The sequence below is a fragment of the Proteus sp. G2675 genome (assembly GCF_963886535.1).
Taxonomy (GTDB): Bacteria; Pseudomonadota; Gammaproteobacteria; order Enterobacterales; family Enterobacteriaceae; genus Proteus; species Proteus mirabilis.
The window spans coordinates 1-20,103 of sequence record NZ_CAWPCB010000014.1; the positions used below are offsets into that span (position 1 = coordinate 1).

22 protein-coding genes are annotated in these 20,103 nt (G+C 39.2%); 10 read left to right on the top strand and 12 right to left on the bottom strand.

All coding sequences use genetic code 11. The annotated features are described in order from the left end of the window. The 5 genes from ftsY to AACQ49_RS03495 form a co-directional block, all read left to right on the top strand. Window positions 1-1,077: signal recognition particle-docking protein FtsY (ftsY, locus tag AACQ49_RS03475; RefSeq protein WP_161778886.1), on the top strand; the 1,077-nt coding region annotated here is incomplete at its 5' end. A 5-nt stretch (window positions 1,078-1,082) separates the two neighbouring features. After that, a complete protein-coding gene (ftsE, locus tag AACQ49_RS03480; RefSeq protein WP_004245385.1) occupies window positions 1,083-1,748 on the top strand; it encodes a cell division ATP-binding protein FtsE in 666 nt (221 codons plus the stop codon). After that, complete coding sequence (gene ftsX / locus AACQ49_RS03485; RefSeq protein ID WP_004248880.1) at window positions 1,741-2,718, top strand: permease-like cell division protein FtsX; 978 nt, start codon at window positions 1,741-1,743, stop codon at window positions 2,716-2,718. The genes ftsE and ftsX overlap by 8 nt, the downstream gene beginning before the upstream one ends. Window positions 2,719-3,059: 341 nt before the next feature. After that, window positions 3,060-3,914: an RNA polymerase sigma factor RpoH gene (gene rpoH / locus AACQ49_RS03490; RefSeq protein WP_004245383.1), complete on the top strand. Its 855-nt coding sequence runs from the start codon at window positions 3,060-3,062 to the stop codon at window positions 3,912-3,914. A 94-nt stretch (window positions 3,915-4,008) separates the two neighbouring features. Then, window positions 4,009-5,157 carry a glycerate kinase gene (locus tag AACQ49_RS03495; RefSeq protein WP_004245382.1) on the top strand — a complete coding sequence of 383 codons (1,149 nt, stop codon included), beginning with the start codon at window positions 4,009-4,011 and terminating at the stop codon, window positions 5,155-5,157. Here the strand turns inward: AACQ49_RS03495 and panM are convergent. Continuing rightward, window positions 5,133-5,549, bottom strand: coding sequence for an aspartate 1-decarboxylase autocleavage activator PanM (gene panM, locus AACQ49_RS03500; protein WP_004245381.1), 417 nt, complete (start codon window positions 5,547-5,549; stop codon window positions 5,133-5,135). The genes AACQ49_RS03495 and panM overlap by 25 nt on opposite strands. A gap of 11 nt (window positions 5,550-5,560) precedes the next feature. Continuing rightward, window positions 5,561-6,748, bottom strand: a complete 1,188-nt coding sequence (locus AACQ49_RS03505; protein ID WP_020945132.1) for an MFS transporter — start codon at window positions 6,746-6,748, stop codon at window positions 5,561-5,563. Window positions 6,749-6,861: 113 nt separating this feature from the next. On the opposite strand from AACQ49_RS03505, the gene AACQ49_RS03510 reads away from it, so the two are divergent. Beyond that, on the top strand, window positions 6,862-7,338 hold the full coding sequence (locus AACQ49_RS03510; RefSeq protein WP_004248884.1) for a MarR family transcriptional regulator: 477 nt from the start codon (window positions 6,862-6,864) through the stop codon (window positions 7,336-7,338). Window positions 7,339-7,377: 39 nt separating this feature from the next. Here the strand turns inward: AACQ49_RS03510 and AACQ49_RS03515 are convergent, their stop codons facing one another. The 5 genes from AACQ49_RS03515 to ugpB form a co-directional block, all read right to left on the bottom strand. After that, window positions 7,378-8,130 (bottom strand): M48 family metallopeptidase, encoded by a 753-nt coding sequence (locus tag AACQ49_RS03515; RefSeq protein ID WP_004245378.1) that lies wholly within the window; start codon window positions 8,128-8,130, stop codon window positions 7,378-7,380. A 489-nt stretch (window positions 8,131-8,619) separates the two neighbouring features. After that, window positions 8,620-9,714: a sn-glycerol-3-phosphate ABC transporter ATP-binding protein UgpC gene (ugpC, locus tag AACQ49_RS03520; RefSeq protein WP_004248885.1), complete on the bottom strand. Its 1,095-nt coding sequence runs from the start codon at window positions 9,712-9,714 to the stop codon at window positions 8,620-8,622. 1 nt (window position 9,715) lies between these two features. Further along, a complete protein-coding gene (gene ugpE / locus AACQ49_RS03525) occupies window positions 9,716-10,564 on the bottom strand; it encodes a sn-glycerol-3-phosphate ABC transporter permease UgpE (protein ID WP_012368825.1) in 849 nt (282 codons plus the stop codon). Beyond that, a complete protein-coding gene (gene ugpA, locus AACQ49_RS03530) occupies window positions 10,564-11,448 on the bottom strand; it encodes a sn-glycerol-3-phosphate ABC transporter permease UgpA (protein WP_124724928.1) in 885 nt (294 codons plus the stop codon). Before ugpA ends, ugpE begins: the two co-directional genes overlap by 1 nt. Window positions 11,449-11,515: 67 nt before the next feature. Next, a complete protein-coding gene (ugpB, locus tag AACQ49_RS03535; RefSeq protein WP_036977109.1) occupies window positions 11,516-12,820 on the bottom strand; it encodes a sn-glycerol-3-phosphate ABC transporter substrate-binding protein UgpB in 1,305 nt (434 codons plus the stop codon). A 175-nt stretch (window positions 12,821-12,995) separates the two neighbouring features. Between ugpB and AACQ49_RS03540 the strand changes: the two genes are divergently transcribed. Further along, complete coding sequence (locus AACQ49_RS03540) at window positions 12,996-13,712, top strand: glycerophosphoryl diester phosphodiesterase (RefSeq protein WP_004248889.1); 717 nt, start codon at window positions 12,996-12,998, stop codon at window positions 13,710-13,712. Window positions 13,713-13,774: 62 nt separating this feature from the next. On the opposite strand, the gene AACQ49_RS03545 is transcribed toward AACQ49_RS03540, so the two are convergent. Next, window positions 13,775-14,971 carry a cyanate transporter gene (locus AACQ49_RS03545; RefSeq protein WP_004248890.1) on the bottom strand — a complete coding sequence of 399 codons (1,197 nt, stop codon included), beginning with the start codon at window positions 14,969-14,971 and terminating at the stop codon, window positions 13,775-13,777. A gap of 296 nt (window positions 14,972-15,267) precedes the next feature. Between AACQ49_RS03545 and AACQ49_RS03550 the strand changes: the two genes are divergently transcribed. Then, complete coding sequence (locus AACQ49_RS03550; protein ID WP_237612797.1) at window positions 15,268-16,224, top strand: acetyltransferase; 957 nt, start codon at window positions 15,268-15,270, stop codon at window positions 16,222-16,224. Window positions 16,225-16,254: 30 nt separating this feature from the next. On the opposite strand, the gene AACQ49_RS03555 is transcribed toward AACQ49_RS03550, so the two are convergent. Continuing rightward, a complete protein-coding gene (locus AACQ49_RS03555; RefSeq protein WP_107337075.1) occupies window positions 16,255-16,671 on the bottom strand; it encodes a hypothetical protein in 417 nt (138 codons plus the stop codon). A 38-nt stretch (window positions 16,672-16,709) separates the two neighbouring features. Here AACQ49_RS03555 and AACQ49_RS03560 point away from each other — a divergent pair, with 38 nt between their 5' ends. Continuing rightward, window positions 16,710-17,030, top strand: a complete 321-nt coding sequence (locus AACQ49_RS03560) for a hypothetical protein (RefSeq protein ID WP_129623512.1) — start codon at window positions 16,710-16,712, stop codon at window positions 17,028-17,030. 86 nt (window positions 17,031-17,116) lie between these two features. Further along, window positions 17,117-17,551 (top strand): DUF1240 domain-containing protein, encoded by a 435-nt coding sequence (locus tag AACQ49_RS03565; protein WP_196731267.1) that lies wholly within the window; start codon window positions 17,117-17,119, stop codon window positions 17,549-17,551. A 40-nt stretch (window positions 17,552-17,591) separates the two neighbouring features. Here the strand turns inward: AACQ49_RS03565 and fis are convergent, their stop codons facing one another. From fis to prmA, 3 genes are all read right to left on the bottom strand, one after another. After that, window positions 17,592-17,888, bottom strand: coding sequence for a DNA-binding transcriptional regulator Fis (gene fis, locus AACQ49_RS03570; RefSeq protein ID WP_004245342.1), 297 nt, complete (start codon window positions 17,886-17,888; stop codon window positions 17,592-17,594). Between the two features lie 20 nt (window positions 17,889-17,908). Next, a complete protein-coding gene (dusB, locus tag AACQ49_RS03575) occupies window positions 17,909-18,880 on the bottom strand; it encodes a tRNA dihydrouridine synthase DusB (RefSeq protein ID WP_004248899.1) in 972 nt (323 codons plus the stop codon). A 321-nt stretch (window positions 18,881-19,201) separates the two neighbouring features. After that, window positions 19,202-20,083, bottom strand: coding sequence for a 50S ribosomal protein L11 methyltransferase (gene prmA / locus AACQ49_RS03580; RefSeq protein ID WP_004245340.1), 882 nt, complete (start codon window positions 20,081-20,083; stop codon window positions 19,202-19,204). Between the last annotated feature and the right edge of the window lie 20 nt (window positions 20,084-20,103).

A 20,103-nucleotide genomic window follows, 5' to 3' on the forward strand; every position in this document is an offset into this window, starting at 1 on the left:
CAACGTCAAGCGCAACTTGAAGCTGAACAAGCACGCCAAGAAGCTGAAGCTGAAGAAAAAGAGCGTATTGCACAAGCACAAGCCAAAGCGGAAGATATTGTCGCGTTACGCGAAGAGGTATTAGTCGATAAACCCGTAGAGCAAGAGAGACCGAAAAAAGAAGGCTTTTTCTCTCGCTTGAAAAAGGGATTATTAAAAACACGACAAAATTTAGGCTCCGGTTTTATGGGGCTATTCCGCGGTAAGAAAATTGATGACGAGCTTTTCGAAGAGTTAGAAGAGCAGTTGTTAATTGCCGATGTGGGAATGGATACCACTAGCAAGATCATTAACAGTTTGACTCAGCATGCTAGTCGTAAAGATCTCAAAGATGCTGAATCTCTTTATGGTAAGTTGCGTGAAGAGATGGGCGATATTTTAAATAAAGTGGATAAGCCATTAAATATTGAAGGTAAAAAACCTTTTGTCATTTTAATGGTCGGAGTTAATGGGGTCGGTAAAACGACCACTATCGGTAAGTTAGCCCGCCAATACCAAGCTGAAGGTAAATCGGTGATGTTAGCTGCAGGAGATACCTTCCGTGCAGCGGCGGTTGAGCAACTACAAGTTTGGGGTGAGCGTAATCATATCCCTGTTATTGCTCAGCATACGGGGGCTGATCCAGCATCGGTTATTTTTGATGCTATTCAATCGGCGCAAGCAAAAGGTGTCGATGTTCTGATTGCGGATACCGCGGGACGATTGCAAAATAAATCTCATTTAATGGAAGAGCTGAAAAAAATCGTCCGTGTAATGAAAAAATTAGACGAGGAAGCACCACATGAAGTGATGCTGACACTCGATGCCAGTACAGGGCAAAATGCTGTTAGCCAAGCAAAATTGTTTAATGAAACGGTTGGGCTGACAGGATTAACCTTGACGAAACTGGATGGTACTGCAAAAGGGGGCGTTATCTTCTCTATCGCTGATCAGTTTGGTATTCCTATTCGCTATATCGGCGTCGGTGAAGGTATTGAAGATTTACGTCCGTTTAAGGCCGACGATTTTATTGAGGCTCTGTTTGCCCGCGAGGAGTAGTTGTAATGATCCGCTTCGAACACGTCAGCAAGGCTTATTTAGGTGGAAGACAAGCATTACAGGGGGTTGATTTTCATCTTCGCCCTGGTGAGATGGCTTTTTTAACCGGACATTCTGGTGCTGGTAAAAGTACATTGCTTAAATTAATTTGTGGCATAGAACGTCCAAGTGATGGCGCTATTTGGTTTGCTGGTCATGATATCAGTAGGCTAAAAAATAGTGAGATCCCTTTTTTGCGTCGTCAAATAGGGATGATCTTCCAAGATCACCATTTGCTGATGGACAGAACGGTTTATGACAATGTCTCTCTACCTTTGATTATTGCAGGCGCAAGTGAAGAGGATATTCGACGCCGAGTTTCAGCCGCCTTGGATAAAGTCGGACTACTTGATAAAGCGAAAAATTACCCTATCCAGCTTTCAGGGGGGGAACAGCAACGAGTGGGAATAGCTCGTGCTGTTGTGAATAAACCCACGGTGTTATTGGCTGATGAGCCAACAGGGAATCTTGATGGTGAACTTTCAGAAGGCATTATGCGTCTGTTTGAAGAGTTTAATCGCGTGGGGGTTACCGTGTTAATGGCAACGCATGATATGACACTTGTAGAGCGCAGGAATTACCGTATTCTAACCTTAGGTCAAGGGCGTATGGTGGGAGGACAAAATGGCTAAAGGAAAACACTCCCGTAAGGCAATGCCAACACCAAAAGCGAAAACAAAAGCATTACGTGGTGGACGCCGTGAGCAGTGGCGTTATGCATGGCGTAATACCATGGCCGACTTTTTACGCCAACCCCTCTCTTCTTTCTTAACGGTGATGGTAGTAGCGATTTCATTAACACTACCTAGTATCTGTTACATTGTCTGGAAAAATGTATCAACAGCCGCAGAGCAGTGGTATCCCACTCCGCAACTGACGGTCTATCTTGATAAATCTCTAGATGACAGCTTAGCGCAGGCAACGATAAAAAATATCGAGGCATTAGATAAAGTCGAAGAGGTTAATTATCTTTCTCGTCAAGATTCATTAGTGGAGTTTCGCTCATGGTCTGGATTTAGTAGCGCATTAGATATGCTAGAAGAAAATCCATTACCCGCTGTCGCGATTGTGACTCCTGTTATGGATCCTAATGACGAGCAATTAATGGTTAATTTGCGTGATGCAGTGGCAAATATTGCCGGTGTTGACGAAGTGAGAATGGACGATAGCTGGTTTACTCGGTTATCTACTTTAACCTCATTAGTTGGACAAATCGCAATGGTGATCGGTAGCTTAATGATTGTGGCACTGCTATTGGTTATTGGTAATAGTGTTCGTCTTAATATTTTCAGTCGTCGTGATACCATTAATGTGATGAAATTAATTGGTGCTACTGATGGCTTTATCATGCGTCCCTTTTTAAATTGGGGTTTAGTACTCGGCTTTATCGGGGCTATTTTTGCGATTATTTTCTCTGCATTATTGGTATGGAAGTTATCTGATGTCGTTACGCAAGCGGCGACCGTATTTGGAACAACTTTCTCAATATCTGGATTAGGTTTTGATGAATCGGTTATTTTGATCCTCGTTTCGATGACCATTGGCTGGTTTGCTGCTTGGTTGACCACCATGCAACATTTACGTCAATTCACACCAGAATAGCCATATTAGTCCCTTTTTCCCTTTTTATTATGGCGGGTTGCATTATTATGGCAACCTTGCCATTTTATCAAACCCCTATCTTTGGCATAATAATGTTCTACACTTAACCTAGATGAATTGAGTACTATTTTTAATAGATGAATTTGCGGTTTGCTTGGTAAAGTACAAAGATATGTAAACATAGATGCGATATGAACCTTTAGTCTTTATGCTGGTCAATAATGTTGTAAAAACATAATATCTACCACCAACGATGACCTGTTAAGTACTATTAGAAGGTTCTTCCTGCTCACCATACAGTATTAATATTAATTATCTATTTGATTTTCATGAGGATTTGAATGACAAAAGAAATGCAATCCTTAGCATTGGTTCCGCAAGGCAGCATTGAAGCGTATATCCGTGCAGCCAATTCCTATCCGATGTTAACGGCAGAGGAAGAAAAGGAACTGGCTGAACGGCTGCATTACGAGGGCGATTTGGAAGCAGCGAAAACGCTGATCCTTTCTCATTTACGCTTCGTTATTCATGTTGCTCGCAGTTATTCAGGATATGGTTTACCTCAGGCGGATCTTATCCAAGAAGGTAATATTGGTTTGATGAAAGCGGTGCGTCGCTTTAACCCTGAAGTTGGGGTTAGACTGGTTTCTTTCGCCGTGCATTGGATCAAAGCCGAAATTCATGAATATGTGTTACGTAATTGGCGTATCGTGAAAGTCGCGACAACGAAATCACAGCGTAAACTGTTCTTTAATTTAAGAAAAAACAAAAAACGCTTAGGGTGGTTTAACCAAGATGAAGTCGAGCTAGTTGCGAAAGAGCTTGGGGTTTCTGAGAGCGATGTGCGTGAAATGGAATCTCGCATGTCGGCACAAGATATGGCATTTGACATGAGTGCTGATGATAGTGATGACTCACATCCTGTAGCTCCGGTGCTATTCTTAGAAGATAAATCTTCTGACTTTGCTGATGGTATTGAAGAAGATAACTGGGATAACCATGCAGCTGACCGACTGACTTTAGCGATAAAAACACTGGATGAACGTAGCCAAGACATTATCCGCGCTCGCTGGTTAGAAGATGATAATAAATCAACTTTACAGGAGCTTGCAGATAAATATGGTGTTTCTGCTGAGCGAGTTCGCCAGTTAGAAAAAAATGCGATGAAAAAATTGCGTTTAGCGATTGAAGATTAATCACATTTTAAAGCCAATCCAACCTCTCTGATTGTAGAGTATGATATAAAAGCGATATTGATATATCGCTTTTTTTATACGCGGAGAATATGACGTGAAAGAGATAAAAATAGTTATCGCCCCAGATCCTTTTAAAGAGAGCTTAAGTGCCAAAGAGGTGGCAGAGGCGATTAAACAAGGCTTCTCACGTTATTTACCTGATGCTGATTATTGTTGTATTCCTATGGCCGACGGCGGTGAAGGTACAGTAACGTCATTAGTTGATGCTACCCATGGTCGTTTTATCACAACGCCAGTTTGTGATCCATTAGGTAAACAGGTAACAGCCACTTGGGGAGTGTTAGGCGATAATACTACTGCCGTGATTGAAATGGCACAGGCATCAGGTCTTCATCTTATCCCTTCATCTCAACGCAATCCCAATTTAACGACGAGTTATGGTACCGGTGAGTTAATTTGTGCCGCACTAGATTTGGGGGTTAAAAAGATCATTTTAGGCTTAGGAGGAAGTGCCACAAATGACGGCGGTGCAGGTATGATGCAAGCGCTCGGTCTTGGTCTTAAAGATAAGTCTGGAACATCTCTGCCTTTTGGTGGACATGCATTAAGTCAACTTCATTCTATAGATATCAATCAACTACATCCAAAACTTGCCTCTGTTGATATAGAGATCGCCTGTGATGTAACTAATCCATTATGTGGCGAATTGGGGGCTTCAAAAGTCTTTGGCCCACAAAAAGGGGCGACAGAACAAGATATTGCGCAACTGGATAGCGCACTACACCATTTTGGTACTTATCTTGAGAAAATGACACAACGCACTCTTATCAATATTGCAGGAAGTGGTGCAGCAGGAGGATTGGCTCTGCCTTTGCTGGCATTTACGCAAGCAACACTTTCACCAGGTATTGATTTGGTTGCTAACGCTGTTGAATTAGAAAAACAGTTAATCGATGCAGATTTGGTCATAACTGGCGAAGGGCGAATGGACAGCCAATCGGCGCAAGGTAAAACCCCGATAGGTGTTGCTAAATTAGCTAAAAAATACCATCGCCCAGTGATTGCATTAGTTGGTGGTTATTTACCAGATTATGATGTGGTTCATCAGCAGGGTATTGATGCGGTTTTCTCTATCATGCCTGGTGTTGCCACTTTACAACAAGCCTTTGATAATGCTGAGCAAAATTTACAGGAAACCGCTTATAATGTAGCGAGGCTTTATGCTTTATCATTGCAGAAATAATCATAAGTATCAGCCTGTAATGAAGTAGCAAAATGATGATGCGCTAAAAAAGCCTGTGCTACAGGATCGTTGATTTGCCCTGTTTTCAATAAAGCTTGCCAATGTGTAATGGTTGGATTTTTTTCAAGGCATTGTGTTAGTAAGTAATGCCCAACACCACGACGACGAGTCACTTCTCTTACCATAAAATCACTGATAAGCGCTGTTTTTGCTTGGTATTTTATACGACAAGCCGCTAGTAATCGCCCGTTAAAACGGGCGACAAAAAGAGCATGCTCTGTGGTGATTGGTGCAGTGAGTGCCATTTGGTACTCACTATCTTGCCAAATTTTCCCTAAATCTATTTTATCTTGTGCTGAAAGCTGCGGCAGATTTTCAATGGTTAGTTTCATCAAATGTCCTGTTAGTCGATGGTTTGTCGTTGTTGTTTTAATGTGGAAAGTAGCGTTTTGATGGCAAAACACAATGCCAAACTTGTTAAGATCACACAAGAATAAAAGACATATTGATAATGATTATCGGTGACAAAATAGCTTGCGACCATAGGCCCTGCTGCCATACCACAGTAGCGGATAAAATTATAAATACCCATTGCCGTTGCTCTTACTGAACTAAAGTGGCTGGTTAATAAGGTTGTGTGTGTAGGCATAGTTAATCCTAAAGAGAGACCATATAACACCGTTAATATTAACATTATTGGTAATGAGATTTGCCAAAATAGGGCAAATAACGACAACATGGCAAGGTTTATACATGAAGTTATGATCACACCATATTCAGCGCTAAACAAATGACAAACCTTACGGTAAAGGTAACTGCCTAACACCAGTGCAATGGACATAGGAACATAAAGCCCACCAATTTCACTGCTATTTAAGTGATAAAGGTGAAAAGCAATTAAGGGTAAAAATACTAATAGGCAGAAGTAGTTATAAAACACCATAAAACTTATCACAAAAACAGATTTACCCTCTGGGGCGGCGAGCACTTGTCGCATAGCAGATAAGCTTTTAACGGACTGTTTTTGTTCTGGGCGAGTTTCAGGTAAATAAAATAGATGGGCAATCAGCAAAACAAGTCCCACCATACTTAAGAAAACAAAAATACTTTGGTAGTGATAATGTTGTGCTAAATAGCCGCCTAATAAAGGACCACTCGCTGGTGCTAATGCTAGTAACATTTGGTAACTTCCCATTGCTTTAGCACGCTCATTCCCTTGATAGAGATCGCCTAAAATAGTTGCTGCGACAACAGGGATGGCAGCGATACCTATGGCTTGGATCACTCGTCCAAAAATTAATAGATTAATAGAATTAGCCCATATACAAATAAGTGCGCCGATAATTGAAATCGTTAACCCACTGAGCAAAATAGGTTTTCTGCCCCATTTATCAATCAATGAACCATAACATAACTGCATAACAGCCATAGCAAAAGTGAAAGCTGATACCGTAAGGTTAACCAGTGATAATGTGGTATTAAATTGCTGCTGGATCAATGGCAGCACAGGAGTATAAATATTTTGTGCTAGAGAGCCTAATAAAGCGCTAAAGCAAACAAGGTAAAACAGACTACGGATTGATAATTTCATTATATTGCCTCTTAATTTTGTTTCCGTGGAAACAAAATAGATAATAGCGATATTTTGATTGTTGTAAATAGTTTTGGTATTATTTTTTAAAATATTTTTTCCAAGGAAACAAAATGACAAAACAGCAAGTAACCACACAGGAATTGCTTAATGGTTTAAGTGAATTGTTGCACTTAAAAGAAGCGAATAATGATGAAGGTCATAAGAAAGTATTAGCAGAGAAGGGGTTAGAAAATTATTCACTCACAGAGCTTCATGTGATCCATTGTATTGGTGAAGAGAGTATGCGCAACCTCACAACGATCAGTGATTATATGGCAATGACACGTGGGGCAGTCTCAAAAATTTGTCGTCGCTTACAGAGTAAAGGCGCTATTGAGAAAATAAAATTAGCGGATAACCAAAAAGAGATATTTTTTATTTTAACTACTGAAGGGGAAAAGCTGTTTCACACTCATGAATTGTTACATCAACAATCTCAGGCAAAATGGATAACCTTATTTGAACAGTATGATCAAAATGAAAGGCTGGCAATTAAACGCTTTTTAGCTGATGTTGCAAATCGTTTTCGCCACAAGGAAAAAGCATAAAGAAAACCCCCATATGGTTAAATATAGGGGCGATAAAGTTTATTTTTTATCTTCGGCAATGCGGTTACGAATATTGTCAGCACGCTCTTTTGATGGTGGGTGAGAATCAAACATGCTTGAATCACTACCACCTAATTTAGCTAATTTTTCAAAGCCAGTCACTAAGCCTGAAGTATTGACACCGCGTTTTTTCAGCAGATCGTAAGAGAAGTTATCAGCTTGTGTTTCTTGGTGTTGAGAGAACTGGGCATTAACCAGTTTTTCACCCATTTCTGCTAACTGGGAACTACTTAATTGTGCTGCTACTCCCCCCGCTGAAGAGGCTGCGGTACGTGCCGCAACGGTGGCATGTGCTACTTGGATTGCTTTACGTGTATGGCCTAATGCCACGTGTCCCATTTCATGGCCCAATACACCTTCCACTTCGTTGTCAGTCATGATGTCCATTAAACCGCTATAAACGCGCACACAGCCGTTTGCCATCGCCCATGCATTGACATCTTTAGTGAGGTAAACTTTATAGTTTACTGGAGTACCATTAACTTCATTACCTAACGCTTTCGCGATATTATTTAAGCGTTTAGTGTAGTTACTATTTGCAGGTGCAATTTTGTTTTTAGCATCCATTTCTTTACATGCATCATTAGTTAGCGCTTTGACATCGTCATCACTTAATGTTGCCGCTTGGAAAAGTTGTGTACCTGATTGTGCTAACATAGAAGTATCAAGATTTTTACAGCCAGAGAGTAATGCCGCGGATACCATCACTGTCGCAAGTAGTTTTATTTTCATTATCAATTAAGTCCTTTTCTGCTTAGCAGTTTAATATTATTAGTTGCACATTAAATGCGAGCAAAAGAATAGCAGTGCTTATCTAGTGGTGCAATATGCGGATATTCTAATGATATTATTCTACTGCTATAAAAAATTATTTTTATTATTTTAAACGCGTATTTTTCTATTTTTTAAACTTATTATATAAAATATTAAAATCCTTAATAAGTGTACTTTTATTAATGTAACTAATCATGGTTTTTAAAATGGATTTAAAGGTATTTATTGTAAAATTTTTATTAAATTTTAATATGTTGTAAATTTTTTATCATCTCTCTTTTAGCAAAGATTAATCGCAATGGATAGCATCAAAATAATCTACTTTATACATTTTAAGTGTTAAGTATATTGATGTTATGTGTGTTTTCTCATCGATGAAAAAATAATAGCAATGCTAAAAACATTGCTATTAAGATTAAACTGAAAATGAATCACAGTGAGAATAAATTAAGAGACTAATCGTTCACTTAACAACATGGTAGGACGTTCAATCCGTTTTTGGGTTTGTCGATCAAAAAAATGTAGATTTTCTGGATAAATAGCAACACCTATTCTATTACCCACATTAACACCATGATCGTTTGCGGCTCGAATAACAATAGATTGTTGGTCACAAGTGGTGGCGTAAATTAAAACATCAGCCCCTAAAGCTTCAATAAAATCGACATTAGCATGAAACAGTGGATTTTGTTGATTTATGAGCAAATGTTCAGGACGTAATCCTAGTTGGATCTCACCATTAGGTAATGAGTGGGCAGAAATAGCAAGATGACCATCCGCAATTTCAATAATACCGCGATTGATATGAGTGGTTAAAATATTCATCGCCGGTGATCCCATAAATGTTGCCACAAATACAGAAGCAGGGCTTTCATAAATCTCTAAGGGGGAGCCAACTTGTTCTATATGACCTTGGTTTAGTACCACTAATTTATCCGCCAAGGTCATGGCTTCCACTTGATCATGAGTGACATAAACAGAAGTAGTGGCTAATTTTTGCTGCAGCTTTTTGATTTCAAGACGCATTTGTACGCGTAGTTTGGCATCAAGGTTAGAGAGCGGTTCATCAAATAAGAAGACTTTGGGATCACGGACAATCGCTCTGCCCATGGCAACGCGTTGGCGTTGTCCACCAGAAAGCTCTTTAGGTTTTCTATCCAGTAAATGGCTTATTTCTAGCATATGAGCAGCGCGATCGACTCGGGCTATGATTTCAGCTTTGGGGACTTTTCGATTACGCAAACCATACGCCATATTGTCATAGACAGACATATGCGGGTAGAGGGCATAATTTTGAAAAACCATTGCAATATCTCGCTCACTAGGCTCATGTTCATTTACGCGTCGATTATCAATCAGTAAATCGCCATCTGTGATGGTTTCTAATCCCGCTATCATGCGCAGTAGTGTTGATTTTCCACAACCACTAGGCCCTACTAAAACCACCATTTCGCCTTGCTCAATAGAGAGATTGAGCGTGGAAATTGCTTGATAACCATTAGGATAACGTTTTTCTAAATTAGTCAGTGTTACGGTAGTCATATTATTTCTCCGTATCAACAAAGCCTTTAACAAAGGCTCTTTGCATCAAAATGACGATAAAGACAGGTGGCAACATTGCAATTAAAGTGGTTGCCATAATTTTGTTCCACTCAATCACGCCATCAGATACGGCCACCATCTGTTTGATGCCCATGACAATGGTGTAGTACTGAGTATCTGTGGTGATAAGCATTGGCCAAAGATATTGATTCCAGCCATAGATAAAGGTGATAACAAAAAGCGCGGCAATATTGGTACGGGATAAAGGCAATAAAATGGTAAAGAAAAATTTTATTGGCCCTGCACCATCAATTTTGGCCGCTTCAATCAGCTCTGGGGTGATGGTAAGAAAAAATTGGCGAAACAAAAATGTAGCCGTTGCACTCGCAATCAGTGGAATGGTCAGTCCTGCATAGGAGTTCAACATATTAAGATTTGTCACTACCTCAAAGGTCGGCATGATCCGCACTTCGACGGGGAGCATCAAGGTAAAGAAGATTGTCCAAAAAGCCAGCATTCTGCCAGGAAAACGAAAGAACACCACGGCGTAAGCGGAGGCAATAGAGATAACCAATTTACCAATAGTGATCACTAACGCCATAACTAAAGAGTTCAATAGCATACCATTAATGGTAATTGCACTATTTTGAGTCGTTCCCGCTGATGAAAAGAGCGTTTTAAAAACCTCGATACCCTCCTGACCAAACCAAAGAGGCGAGCCTGTGGCAAATTCGGTATTTTGGTGGGTAGTCGCAACAACAGCGATCCATACCGGAAATGCTACAGAAAGAATGCCAACAATCAGAATAAGATGGCAAAAAGCGTGGAAGAGAGGTCTACGTTCAACCATTAGTAAGCCACCTTTTTCTCAACATAACGAAATTGAATAATGGTCAATATGGCAACAATCAACATTAAAATAACTGATTGTGCCGCTGATGAGCCTAAATCTAATCCAACAAATCCATCGTTATACACTTTATAAACTAATGTTGAGGTGCTATTACCGGGGCCACCTTGGGTCATGGCATGAATGATGGGAAAGGTGTCAAAAAAGGCGTAGGCAAAATTAACCACCAATAAGAAAAAAGTTGTCGGCGAAATTAATGGCAAACCAATGGTAATAAAACGTTTAATTGGACCACTGCCATCAATGGCTGCTGCTTCTAGCAACGATTTAGGCACAGATTGTAACGCGGCAAGAAAAAACAGAAAGTTATAGCTTATCTGTTTCCATGTGGCGGTTAAAATCACCATCCACATTGCATGAGATGTATTTAAGACCGGATCCCAATTGATACCGATTTTGTTTAATACTCGGCTTAATACACCAATGGTAGGATCGAGCATAAACAACCAGAGAAAACCTGCGATAACAGGAGCAATAGCATAAGGAGCGATAAGTATTGTGCGGTAAAACAATTTACCCCGTAATATTTGCTCAGCAATACCCGCTAAAATAACCGCAGATAACATTGAAAGTAATACAACACTGGTACTAAAAATAAGCGTGGTGATTAAGCTGTCAAAATAATAATTATCATTAAATAAGCGCTGAAAATTTTCTAAACCAACAAATTCACTACTAAGGCCAAAAGCATCTTCTAACTGAAAAGATTGCAACAATGCTTGTCCAGCCGGCCAAATAAAGAAAACTAAAGTAATGGCTAATTGAGGGAAGATCAGCGCGATAGGTAACCATTTTTGTTTAAAGTAAACGGATTGGGAAGCCATACTGTATCCAGAGATCTGACAAAATAACAGGCGAACACTTATTGATGTTCGCCGAATACCAAATACCTTACTGAGTGCGTTCAAATCGGCGTAGTTGTTCATTTCCCCGTTTAACCGCATTATCCAAGGCGGCTTGAGCGCTCTGTTTGCCTGACCACACTTTTTCTAATTCTTCATCGACGATTTCTCGCGTTTGTAAAAAGTTACCAAAGCGCAAGCCTTTTGAGTTTGCTGTAGAGTCAGAGGTGGTCATTTGTAAAATAGCCGTATCAGCACCAGGATTTTGCTGATAGAACCCCTGTTGTTGTGTTAATGCATAAGCTGCTTTCGTCACAGGTAAATAACCGGTTGCTTGATGCCAATCTGCTTGTACTTCAGGGCTAGAAAGATAGGTAAAGAATTTAGCGACACCGTTATATTCAGCATCAGGGCGACCTGCCATTACCCATAATGAGGCACCTCCGATAATGCTATTAGCAGGTTTATCAACTAAAGTATCGTCATAAGGCAATTGGCTAACACCAATATCAATGCCTTTCATATTCTCTTTAATACCCGCAAAGCCTGCAGATGACTCCATCACCATGGCGCATTCTTGAGTATAAAATAGCGGCATAGCATCAGATTGGCGGCCACCATATTTAAAAATACCGGATTTAGACCAATCCGCCATGCGTTGGATATGAGCAACAAACGGTGCCTGATTAAATAAAAATGAGGTATCAGTCCCATCAAAGCCGTTATTTTTGGTGGCGATAGGTAAGTTATTACGAGCGCCAAAATTCTCTATTTGGGTCCATGATTGCCAAGTGGTGGTAAAACCACATTTCACGCCAGCATCAAGTAGTTTCTGAGAGACAGCCCCCATCTCTTTCCATGTTTTAGGAGGTTGCTCTATGCCTGCTTGTTTAAATAGTGCTTTGTTGTAATAAAGCACAGGCGTTGAGCTATTAAAAGGTAGAGATATCATCTTACCATCGCTGGTGGTGTAATAAGCGGTAACTGTCGAGAGGTAGCTATTAGGATCAAATGGCTCGTTGGTTTTTTCCATTAATTGGTAAACAGGAAAAATGGCTTTTTTAGCTCCCATCATACTTGCTGTTCCCACCTCAAACACTTGAACAATCGCAGGTTGGTTTTTGGCTCGAAATGCAGCAACAGCGCTGGTCATCGTTTCTGGATAAGTCCCTTTATAGACAGGTTTTATCACATATTCTGATTGGCTGGCATTAAAGTCTGAGGCAATTTGATTGACTTTTTGACCTAGGGCGCCCCCCATAGCGTGCCACCACTCTATTTCGGTTTTTGCGTAGGTTGGTGAAGTAAATAATGCTATTGCTATGGCAAGCGTACTGAAGGATTTAATCGACATGCAAAATTTCCTTTTTATTTAAATACGAAAGGCGCAATCTAATTTAAGAAATACCCTAAGCGTTCTTTATGACAAATGGGTGACAATTAAATGAAGATATGTTGATGGTGTGACTGTCAAATTGCTGTCATAAATGGTTGTCATGATGGCGATATCAACGAATAAGGAGAGAAAGATGAAAATAGCCGCTCATAGAGGATTTTCTGGAAAGGCACCTGAAAACACATTAGCCGCATTTAAAATGGCGATTGATTTTGGGTGTGAATGGATTGAAACCGATGTGCAATTAACGGCAGATCATGTACCTGTACTGATCCATGACAAGACGGTTAATCGTTGCACGAATGGACAAGGTGCGGTGCGCTTTCATAGTTTGGATGATTTACACCGTCTTGATGCAGGCAGTTGGTTTAGTTCACTTTATCAAGGGGAAAAAATTCCCACACTAAGACAAGGTTTGCAGTTGATAAAGCGCTCAGGCACTAAGCTCAATATCGAACTTAAAACATGGCCTGATGATGATGTAGAGCGCTTATGTTTAGCGGTATCTGAAATGATAAAAAGCGCAGATATCCCTAACGAACAAATCCTGTTTTCCTCTTTCGATACTCACGCATTAATGGTGATGAAACGTTATCTGCCCGCCATTCGTCGAGGACAGCTATGGGATGATATTCCTGATAATGCACTAGAAACTTTACAAGCTATAGAGGGGTTTAGCGTGCATTGTAATTATCAATATTTAACGCAGCAACAAGCGGCTATGTTGAAACAAGCAGGCTATGAAATTTATTGCTATACCCCCAATGATCCTAAAGAAGTGAAAGATTTTGAAGCATGGGGAGTCGATATGTTGATCACTGATGTCCCAGATATTTATCAACAGAATTAATGTGCTTTTTATAAGGTATCTGAGTGAATGACACAGATGCCTTATAATGCTTATTTTTATCACTAATCTGTCAATATATGGCTAGTAGGATAGGCCTTATTATAATTATGAGGATTTAACCGTGCAAATAATCCCATAGTTAATATCACTAAGACAGCATGAAAAGCCCAAGCATAGGTAAAACTACCATCATCTTGTTGTAGCCATACTGCGATCAGCGGCCCAAAAGAGGCAATAATAAATCCGCCACCTTGCATCAAGGCTGATAGTGCTCCTGCGTGTAATGGATGAGGAACATGATCTAATGCGGCAATCATCATCATTGAGAAACAACCACCCAACCCACAGCCTAAAAAGATACTCCATAGATAAGGGGCGCTCATTGGCATTGTCATCAGCGCTAAAAATCCAATAAGTTGGCTTGTCAGTGTTAAAAGTAGCCAAAAACGGCGATCATGATTTTTGGCAGCAAGAAATGGAATAATTAATGCTGCTGATGCTTGAAAGAGTGACAAAATAGCAACTAATGAGCCACTTTGTGCACTTGGCATACCTAATGATTGATAGAAGGGAGCTAACCATGCCACCATCGAAGCGTAACCGGCATTAACAAAGCCAAATCCAACAATTAATAAGGCTGTTCTTGGTCGCCAAATCAATGTATTAAGTGGCAGTTTATTGGTTTCGGAAATATTCTTTTTAATTGATAGCGTAATAGCAACTAATGCGACGCTCGCGGGTAACGCAAACCAAGCAAGAGCCTGTTGCCAATTGCCATCAGATGCCGTAAGAACAGGGGATAACTGAGCACCTAATGCACCTCCTCCCATTAGCATGGCTGAGTAGAGACCCATCATAATGGGAGTTTTCTGTCCAAACCACGCTTTGATGATGCCAGGGAAAACCGCTTGGATATAAGCGACACTTAAACCACAAAATAGAGCAGTAATAAGTAACTGATCACCATCAGAAACATAGGCACGAGAAAACGATGCTAATAATAAGATAAGCATCGCAACTTGTAGCCCTCTACGAGCTTGAATATAAGGTTGTAAAAAGGGCACAACCAAAGCACCGACTCCCATTAAAATCATGGGTAATAACGTGAGTAATGAGACTTGGCTATAGCTCATACCTGTTGAAGCAATAATATTGTCAATAACAGGACCAGGCCCGGTTAAAAAAGGGCGTAAATTTATTCCTACTAAAATGATAGTAAGGACAATCTGCCACATATTTTTTCGTGGTAAGGCTGTCATAGTAATTCCCTGATAAACATCAACTTTGTCTATTGTATAGGCAAAGTTTGTCTAAAAAAATGCTAATAGTAAAGATAAAGTATCATTGTTTTCAGTTGAGGTTAGCATTATTGACAGAATATAGAACTCTAATCTGAAGATGATATTTTCCCGAATTTGATCTATCAGTTATTTCCTAAGTAAATTTATCTAAATGATATTTGGTTTCTTTTATATTAATATTAGCAGGAAGGTGTAAACTGGTTTATTATTTTATACCGAAAAATATAAATAACTAAGGTAAGTTAATGTTGAGTATGGAAAAAATTAAGCAACCCTATTGGCCAGCATTAAAATTGATATTAAGTTCACTTATTGTTTTTAGTTTCTATTTGAAACAAAGCCATACCCCTGACTTTTCATTACTGATTAATATATTTGATTTAACATTAATTCCTATGTTTGTTTTTATTATCGGGTTTATTACTAAAAATGGGACATGGAAAAGTTGGCGTGATAATTTATTGGCTGCCTTAGTGATTTATGCGACTTTCCAAACTATTGATATGATCCCTCTTTATTATTCAGGGCAATTTGACCTTAATACTTACCTTCTTTTTCCTCAAAATGGTGTTTGGTTTTTTCTTGCTACACCTATTTGGCAAGCTTTTTTCCTATTGTTACCTTCATATATCAGACATCATAAACCAATATTATTCTCTCTTCTGCTTGTCAGTATTTTGCTATCGTTGTTAACTAAAGGCTATGAATCTAAACTATCTACTTTCTTGGCTATAATACAATATTTTCCATTTTTTATTATCGCTTATTTAGTAGACCAACAAACAATTGCTAAATTGAGAAGTCAATCTTTGGTGGTTATTGCTTTAATAAGTTTATTATCAATATTTATACTTTATTATCAATCTAATATCAATTATATTATAATAACAAAATTAGAAGGGAGTCTATTTTTTGCAAAATTAATTATATATATTATCTCTTTATTGATAAGTTTTATTTTAAGCGCAGGGATTATTTACCTTGCACCAACCACTCAAAAATACGCTTCTCTTGCCAATAATGCGTTAGGTGTTTATCTAATTCATCCAATTATTTGTTTTATCCTTTTACAAGGCATAATCTTTTTTCATTTATCCCTTACGTTACCGATGGTTTTTGCACTCACTGTTATCACCATTAGCCTAGCACTATTATTGGCATCAATTAAGCTTATTCATTGGTTTATTAGCCCAACTTTTAATATCCGATAGCTTAGTCAACATGAGTGGAGAAAAATGTCATTAATTTTTCTCCACTAAGAATAAAATCGTATGTTCACTATTAATTTGTTTTATTTGTATAAATAAATTGTCTTTACGCCAGGATTCATTTCCATCTGTATTCCTATATGCATTTATATCTTTTACATAACCTAGATTTTCAATATAATTTATCAATTCTATTTTACGGTTTGGATTTACATTTGAAAATAGAATTGAATTAGTCATTGGTGCTACACCATCAGGTGAGTCGTAAAATATAATGTAATTGCTTGAAATAATAGGAGCGTTTTTGATTTCATCAAAGGTAAATAAATTATACCTAATGAAATCATGTTTTGTGTATGAAAAATGATTATCTACAAATAAAATGGGTATATTCAGAATAGACCCTACAAGTAATAGAACAATAAAAATAAATTTAATAACCTTATTCAAATTTGATCTCCATATCTCTACGAAATTGATATTATATCTTGTTTTATCTTCAATGTGATGGCATTGTCAAGGGTGCTAAATTCTGTCTAATTTTTTCATTTGCTTATAAAGGATTGGAATGGGCATTTAAGGATCAATATTATTTAGCCGATTTTTTGGGAAATGTAACGGTTGATATGGCAAAAACAGCTTTGGCTGCTGCTGGAGCTTGGGCTGTAGGCACAGTATTATTATCAAGCGCTGTGGTAGGAGGCAGTGTAGTAGCTGTTGGGTTAATTGTCTTTCTTGTAGGGGTTGGTATCACGATGACTTTAGATTATATAGATAAGCAATATGGCTTAAGTGAAAAAGTCATTTAATACTTGAGAGAGGAGTCAAAAAGAAAACCAAGAACACCTGAGGTTGATGTTAATAAAATATTTCACTCATGGCCAAGGTTTTGATTATGCCAAGATGGGATAAAATAATAGTTTCCATATTCTTTCTTATTTTATTTATCGTAATTGGAATACTTGTTTATGGTTACACTATTTCGTTATTTCTGATGGAAGATATTATTATATTTTCAGAGCCTATTGTTATGTTAACACTGGGGGTACCACTTGTCATATATACTTGTTTCGCAATGACAATTGAGTTTTTTCTTGGTGTAAAATCAATTGTTTTTATATCTTTAATGACATTTAATAAATTAATAATGCGATATTTAGTCTATTTAGGACTTGCCGGTGTATTGCTCAGTTTTCCTATCTCATTTGTAGTAAATATCTTTCTTCTTGATGAAGGATATAAAACGTGTGATAAAATTTCGTGGCTATCACCCACTACATATGTAAAAGAATTATCGTTTTGCAATAACAAAAAAGCCCTTAACAAATAATGAAAAGGGCTTTTTAATTCAATGTATTATACGACTTCTATTAATTCATGCCGTATTTTTTCAGTTTCTTACGCAGTGTGCCACGGTTAATGCCCATCATTTGCGCAGCACGTGTTTGGTTACCACGGGTGTATTGCATCACCATGTCCAACAATGGCTGTTCAACTTCAGCCAATACCAGCTCATATAAGTCATTAACATCTTGACCGTTTAATTGAGCAAAATAGTTCTTCAGTGCTTGTTTAACTGAGTCACGTAAAGGTTTTTGGGTTACCTGATCTTGTGAATTTACAGTGGCAACGGTTAGTACGTCTGAATTTACGCGTTGTTCGAACATAGTTCTGTCAGCTCTTTTATTTATTTACGCAAAAAATTTTCGAAATATGCTTCCAACGCCTCCAGCTGTTCGCTGGCATCCTCTATGGCGTTGAAGGAGCGCCGAAACTGGTCATCAGGGGCATGTTCCTTGAGATACCAAGAGACATGCTTGCGTGCAATGCGAGTTCCTTTGCCTTGACCGTAAAAGTCGTGCAATTCACGCACATGCTTTTGCATTATTTGTTGCACCTTTGCAATCGGCAGAGGAGGCAACAGTTCACCTGTGTCCAGATAGTGCTGGATTTCCCGAAAGATCCAGGGTCTTCCCTGAGCAGCGCGACCGATCATTAAAGCATCGGCTCCAGTGTAGTCAAGCACTGCTCTGGCTTTTAGCGGGTCAGTTATGTCTCCATTCGCAATAATGGGAATAGAGACACTCTGCTTAACTGTCCGAATACTGTCGTATTCAGCTTCACCTTTGAACAAACACTCGCGTGTACGTCCATGAATGGTGAGAGCCGCAATACCACAATCTTCAGCCAATTTGGCAATCTCTACACAGTTTCGTTCATCAGGTGACCATCCTGTACGGATCTTGAGTGTAACAGGTACATCAACCGCATTGACCACCGCAGAAAGGATCTCTGCGACTAAATCCGGATAACGCAGCAATGCCGAGCCTGCTAACTTTTTATTCACCTTTTTTGCCGGACAACCCATATTAATGTCGATAATCTGAGCGCCACTTTCTACGTTTATTTTCGCAGCTGTAGCCATATCAACAGGGTCACTTCCCGCAATTTGTACGGAGCGGATCCCCAATTCATCGCTATGTACCATCCGTAACCGAGACTTGTCTGTCTTCCAAACCTGAGGATTAGAAGAAAGCATTTCAGAAACTGTCATCCCCGCACCCATGTCATAGCAAAGTGACCGAAAAGGTCGGTCTGTAACGCCAGCCATTGGAGCTGCAATGAGGCAATTTTTTAACTGATACTGTCCGATTCGCATAGATGAAAAGAGGGCCAAACTGTGACTGCAAGGGCGCGTATATTACGCATTTTTTACCAGATATGAAAGGACAAAGTTTAACCAAATCGCGAAAAAAAGTTACTTTTTTATACTTGATTTTTTATAAATAGATTATTTAGTCAATAAAAACAAAAGGTTACTGTTTTTCTAAAATTTTAAATTTAAATATAGAGAAGTAACAAACTCAAGCAACAAGGTGATATTTATCAGGCAAAATTGTGATTAATGCCTGATAAATAATTATTAAGTGAAACTTTAACTGTTTAATATTATCGCAAATTGTTTAGTATTTAACCTGTGTTATTTTTTCACTCCGGTAATACGACACCACTCTTCTTTTTCAGCCACAGGATCTAAAGTAAATTGTTCTTGATAAGCTTGTGCAACACTGTCAGCTTGTGTGGCAAGAACACCGGAAAGACCTAAATGACCCCCTTGACGTGGCAGTGTGCTGATAATAGGTGCTAATTCACGTAATGGGCCAGCTAAGATATTTGCTACCACTACATCGGCACTGAGATTGTCTGGTTGGTCTTTAGCAAGGTATAGCGTCAGTGCATCAGCGACACCGTTACGTTGCGCATTGTCGCGACTTGCTTGGATAGCTTGTGGGTCGATATCGATACCTATCGCTTTCGCAGCCCCCAGTTTTAATGCTGCAATGGCTAAAATACCAGAGCCACAACCAAAGTCGATAACGGTTTTACCTGCGAGATCTAAACCATCGAGCCATTGTAGACATAAAGAGGTGGTTGGGTGAGTACCAGTACCAAATGCCAGACCTGGATCGAGCATGACATTTACAGCGTTAGGATCAGGCACTTCACGCCAGCTTGGGCAAATCCATAAACGTTCGCCAAAGCGCATAGGGTGGAAGTTATCCATCCATTCGCGCTCCCAATCTTTATCTTCTAACTGTTCGATTTTATGTACAAATCCTTTACCCAGCACCGCCGTGTTTTCTAACATAGCCACGATGATACTCATATCGGTTTCTGCATCATATAAGCCAATAACATCGGTATCACCCCAGAGGCGAGTTTCTCCCGGTAATGGCTCAAAAATAGGGGTATCGTGGCTATCTTGAAAGGTTACTGATACCGCGCCACTTTCAACCAACTCATCACCAATGGCTTCGGCGTTTTCTGAGGTGGCATTTAGTCTTAATTGTATCCAAGGCATAATTAATCTCTTTTAAAAAC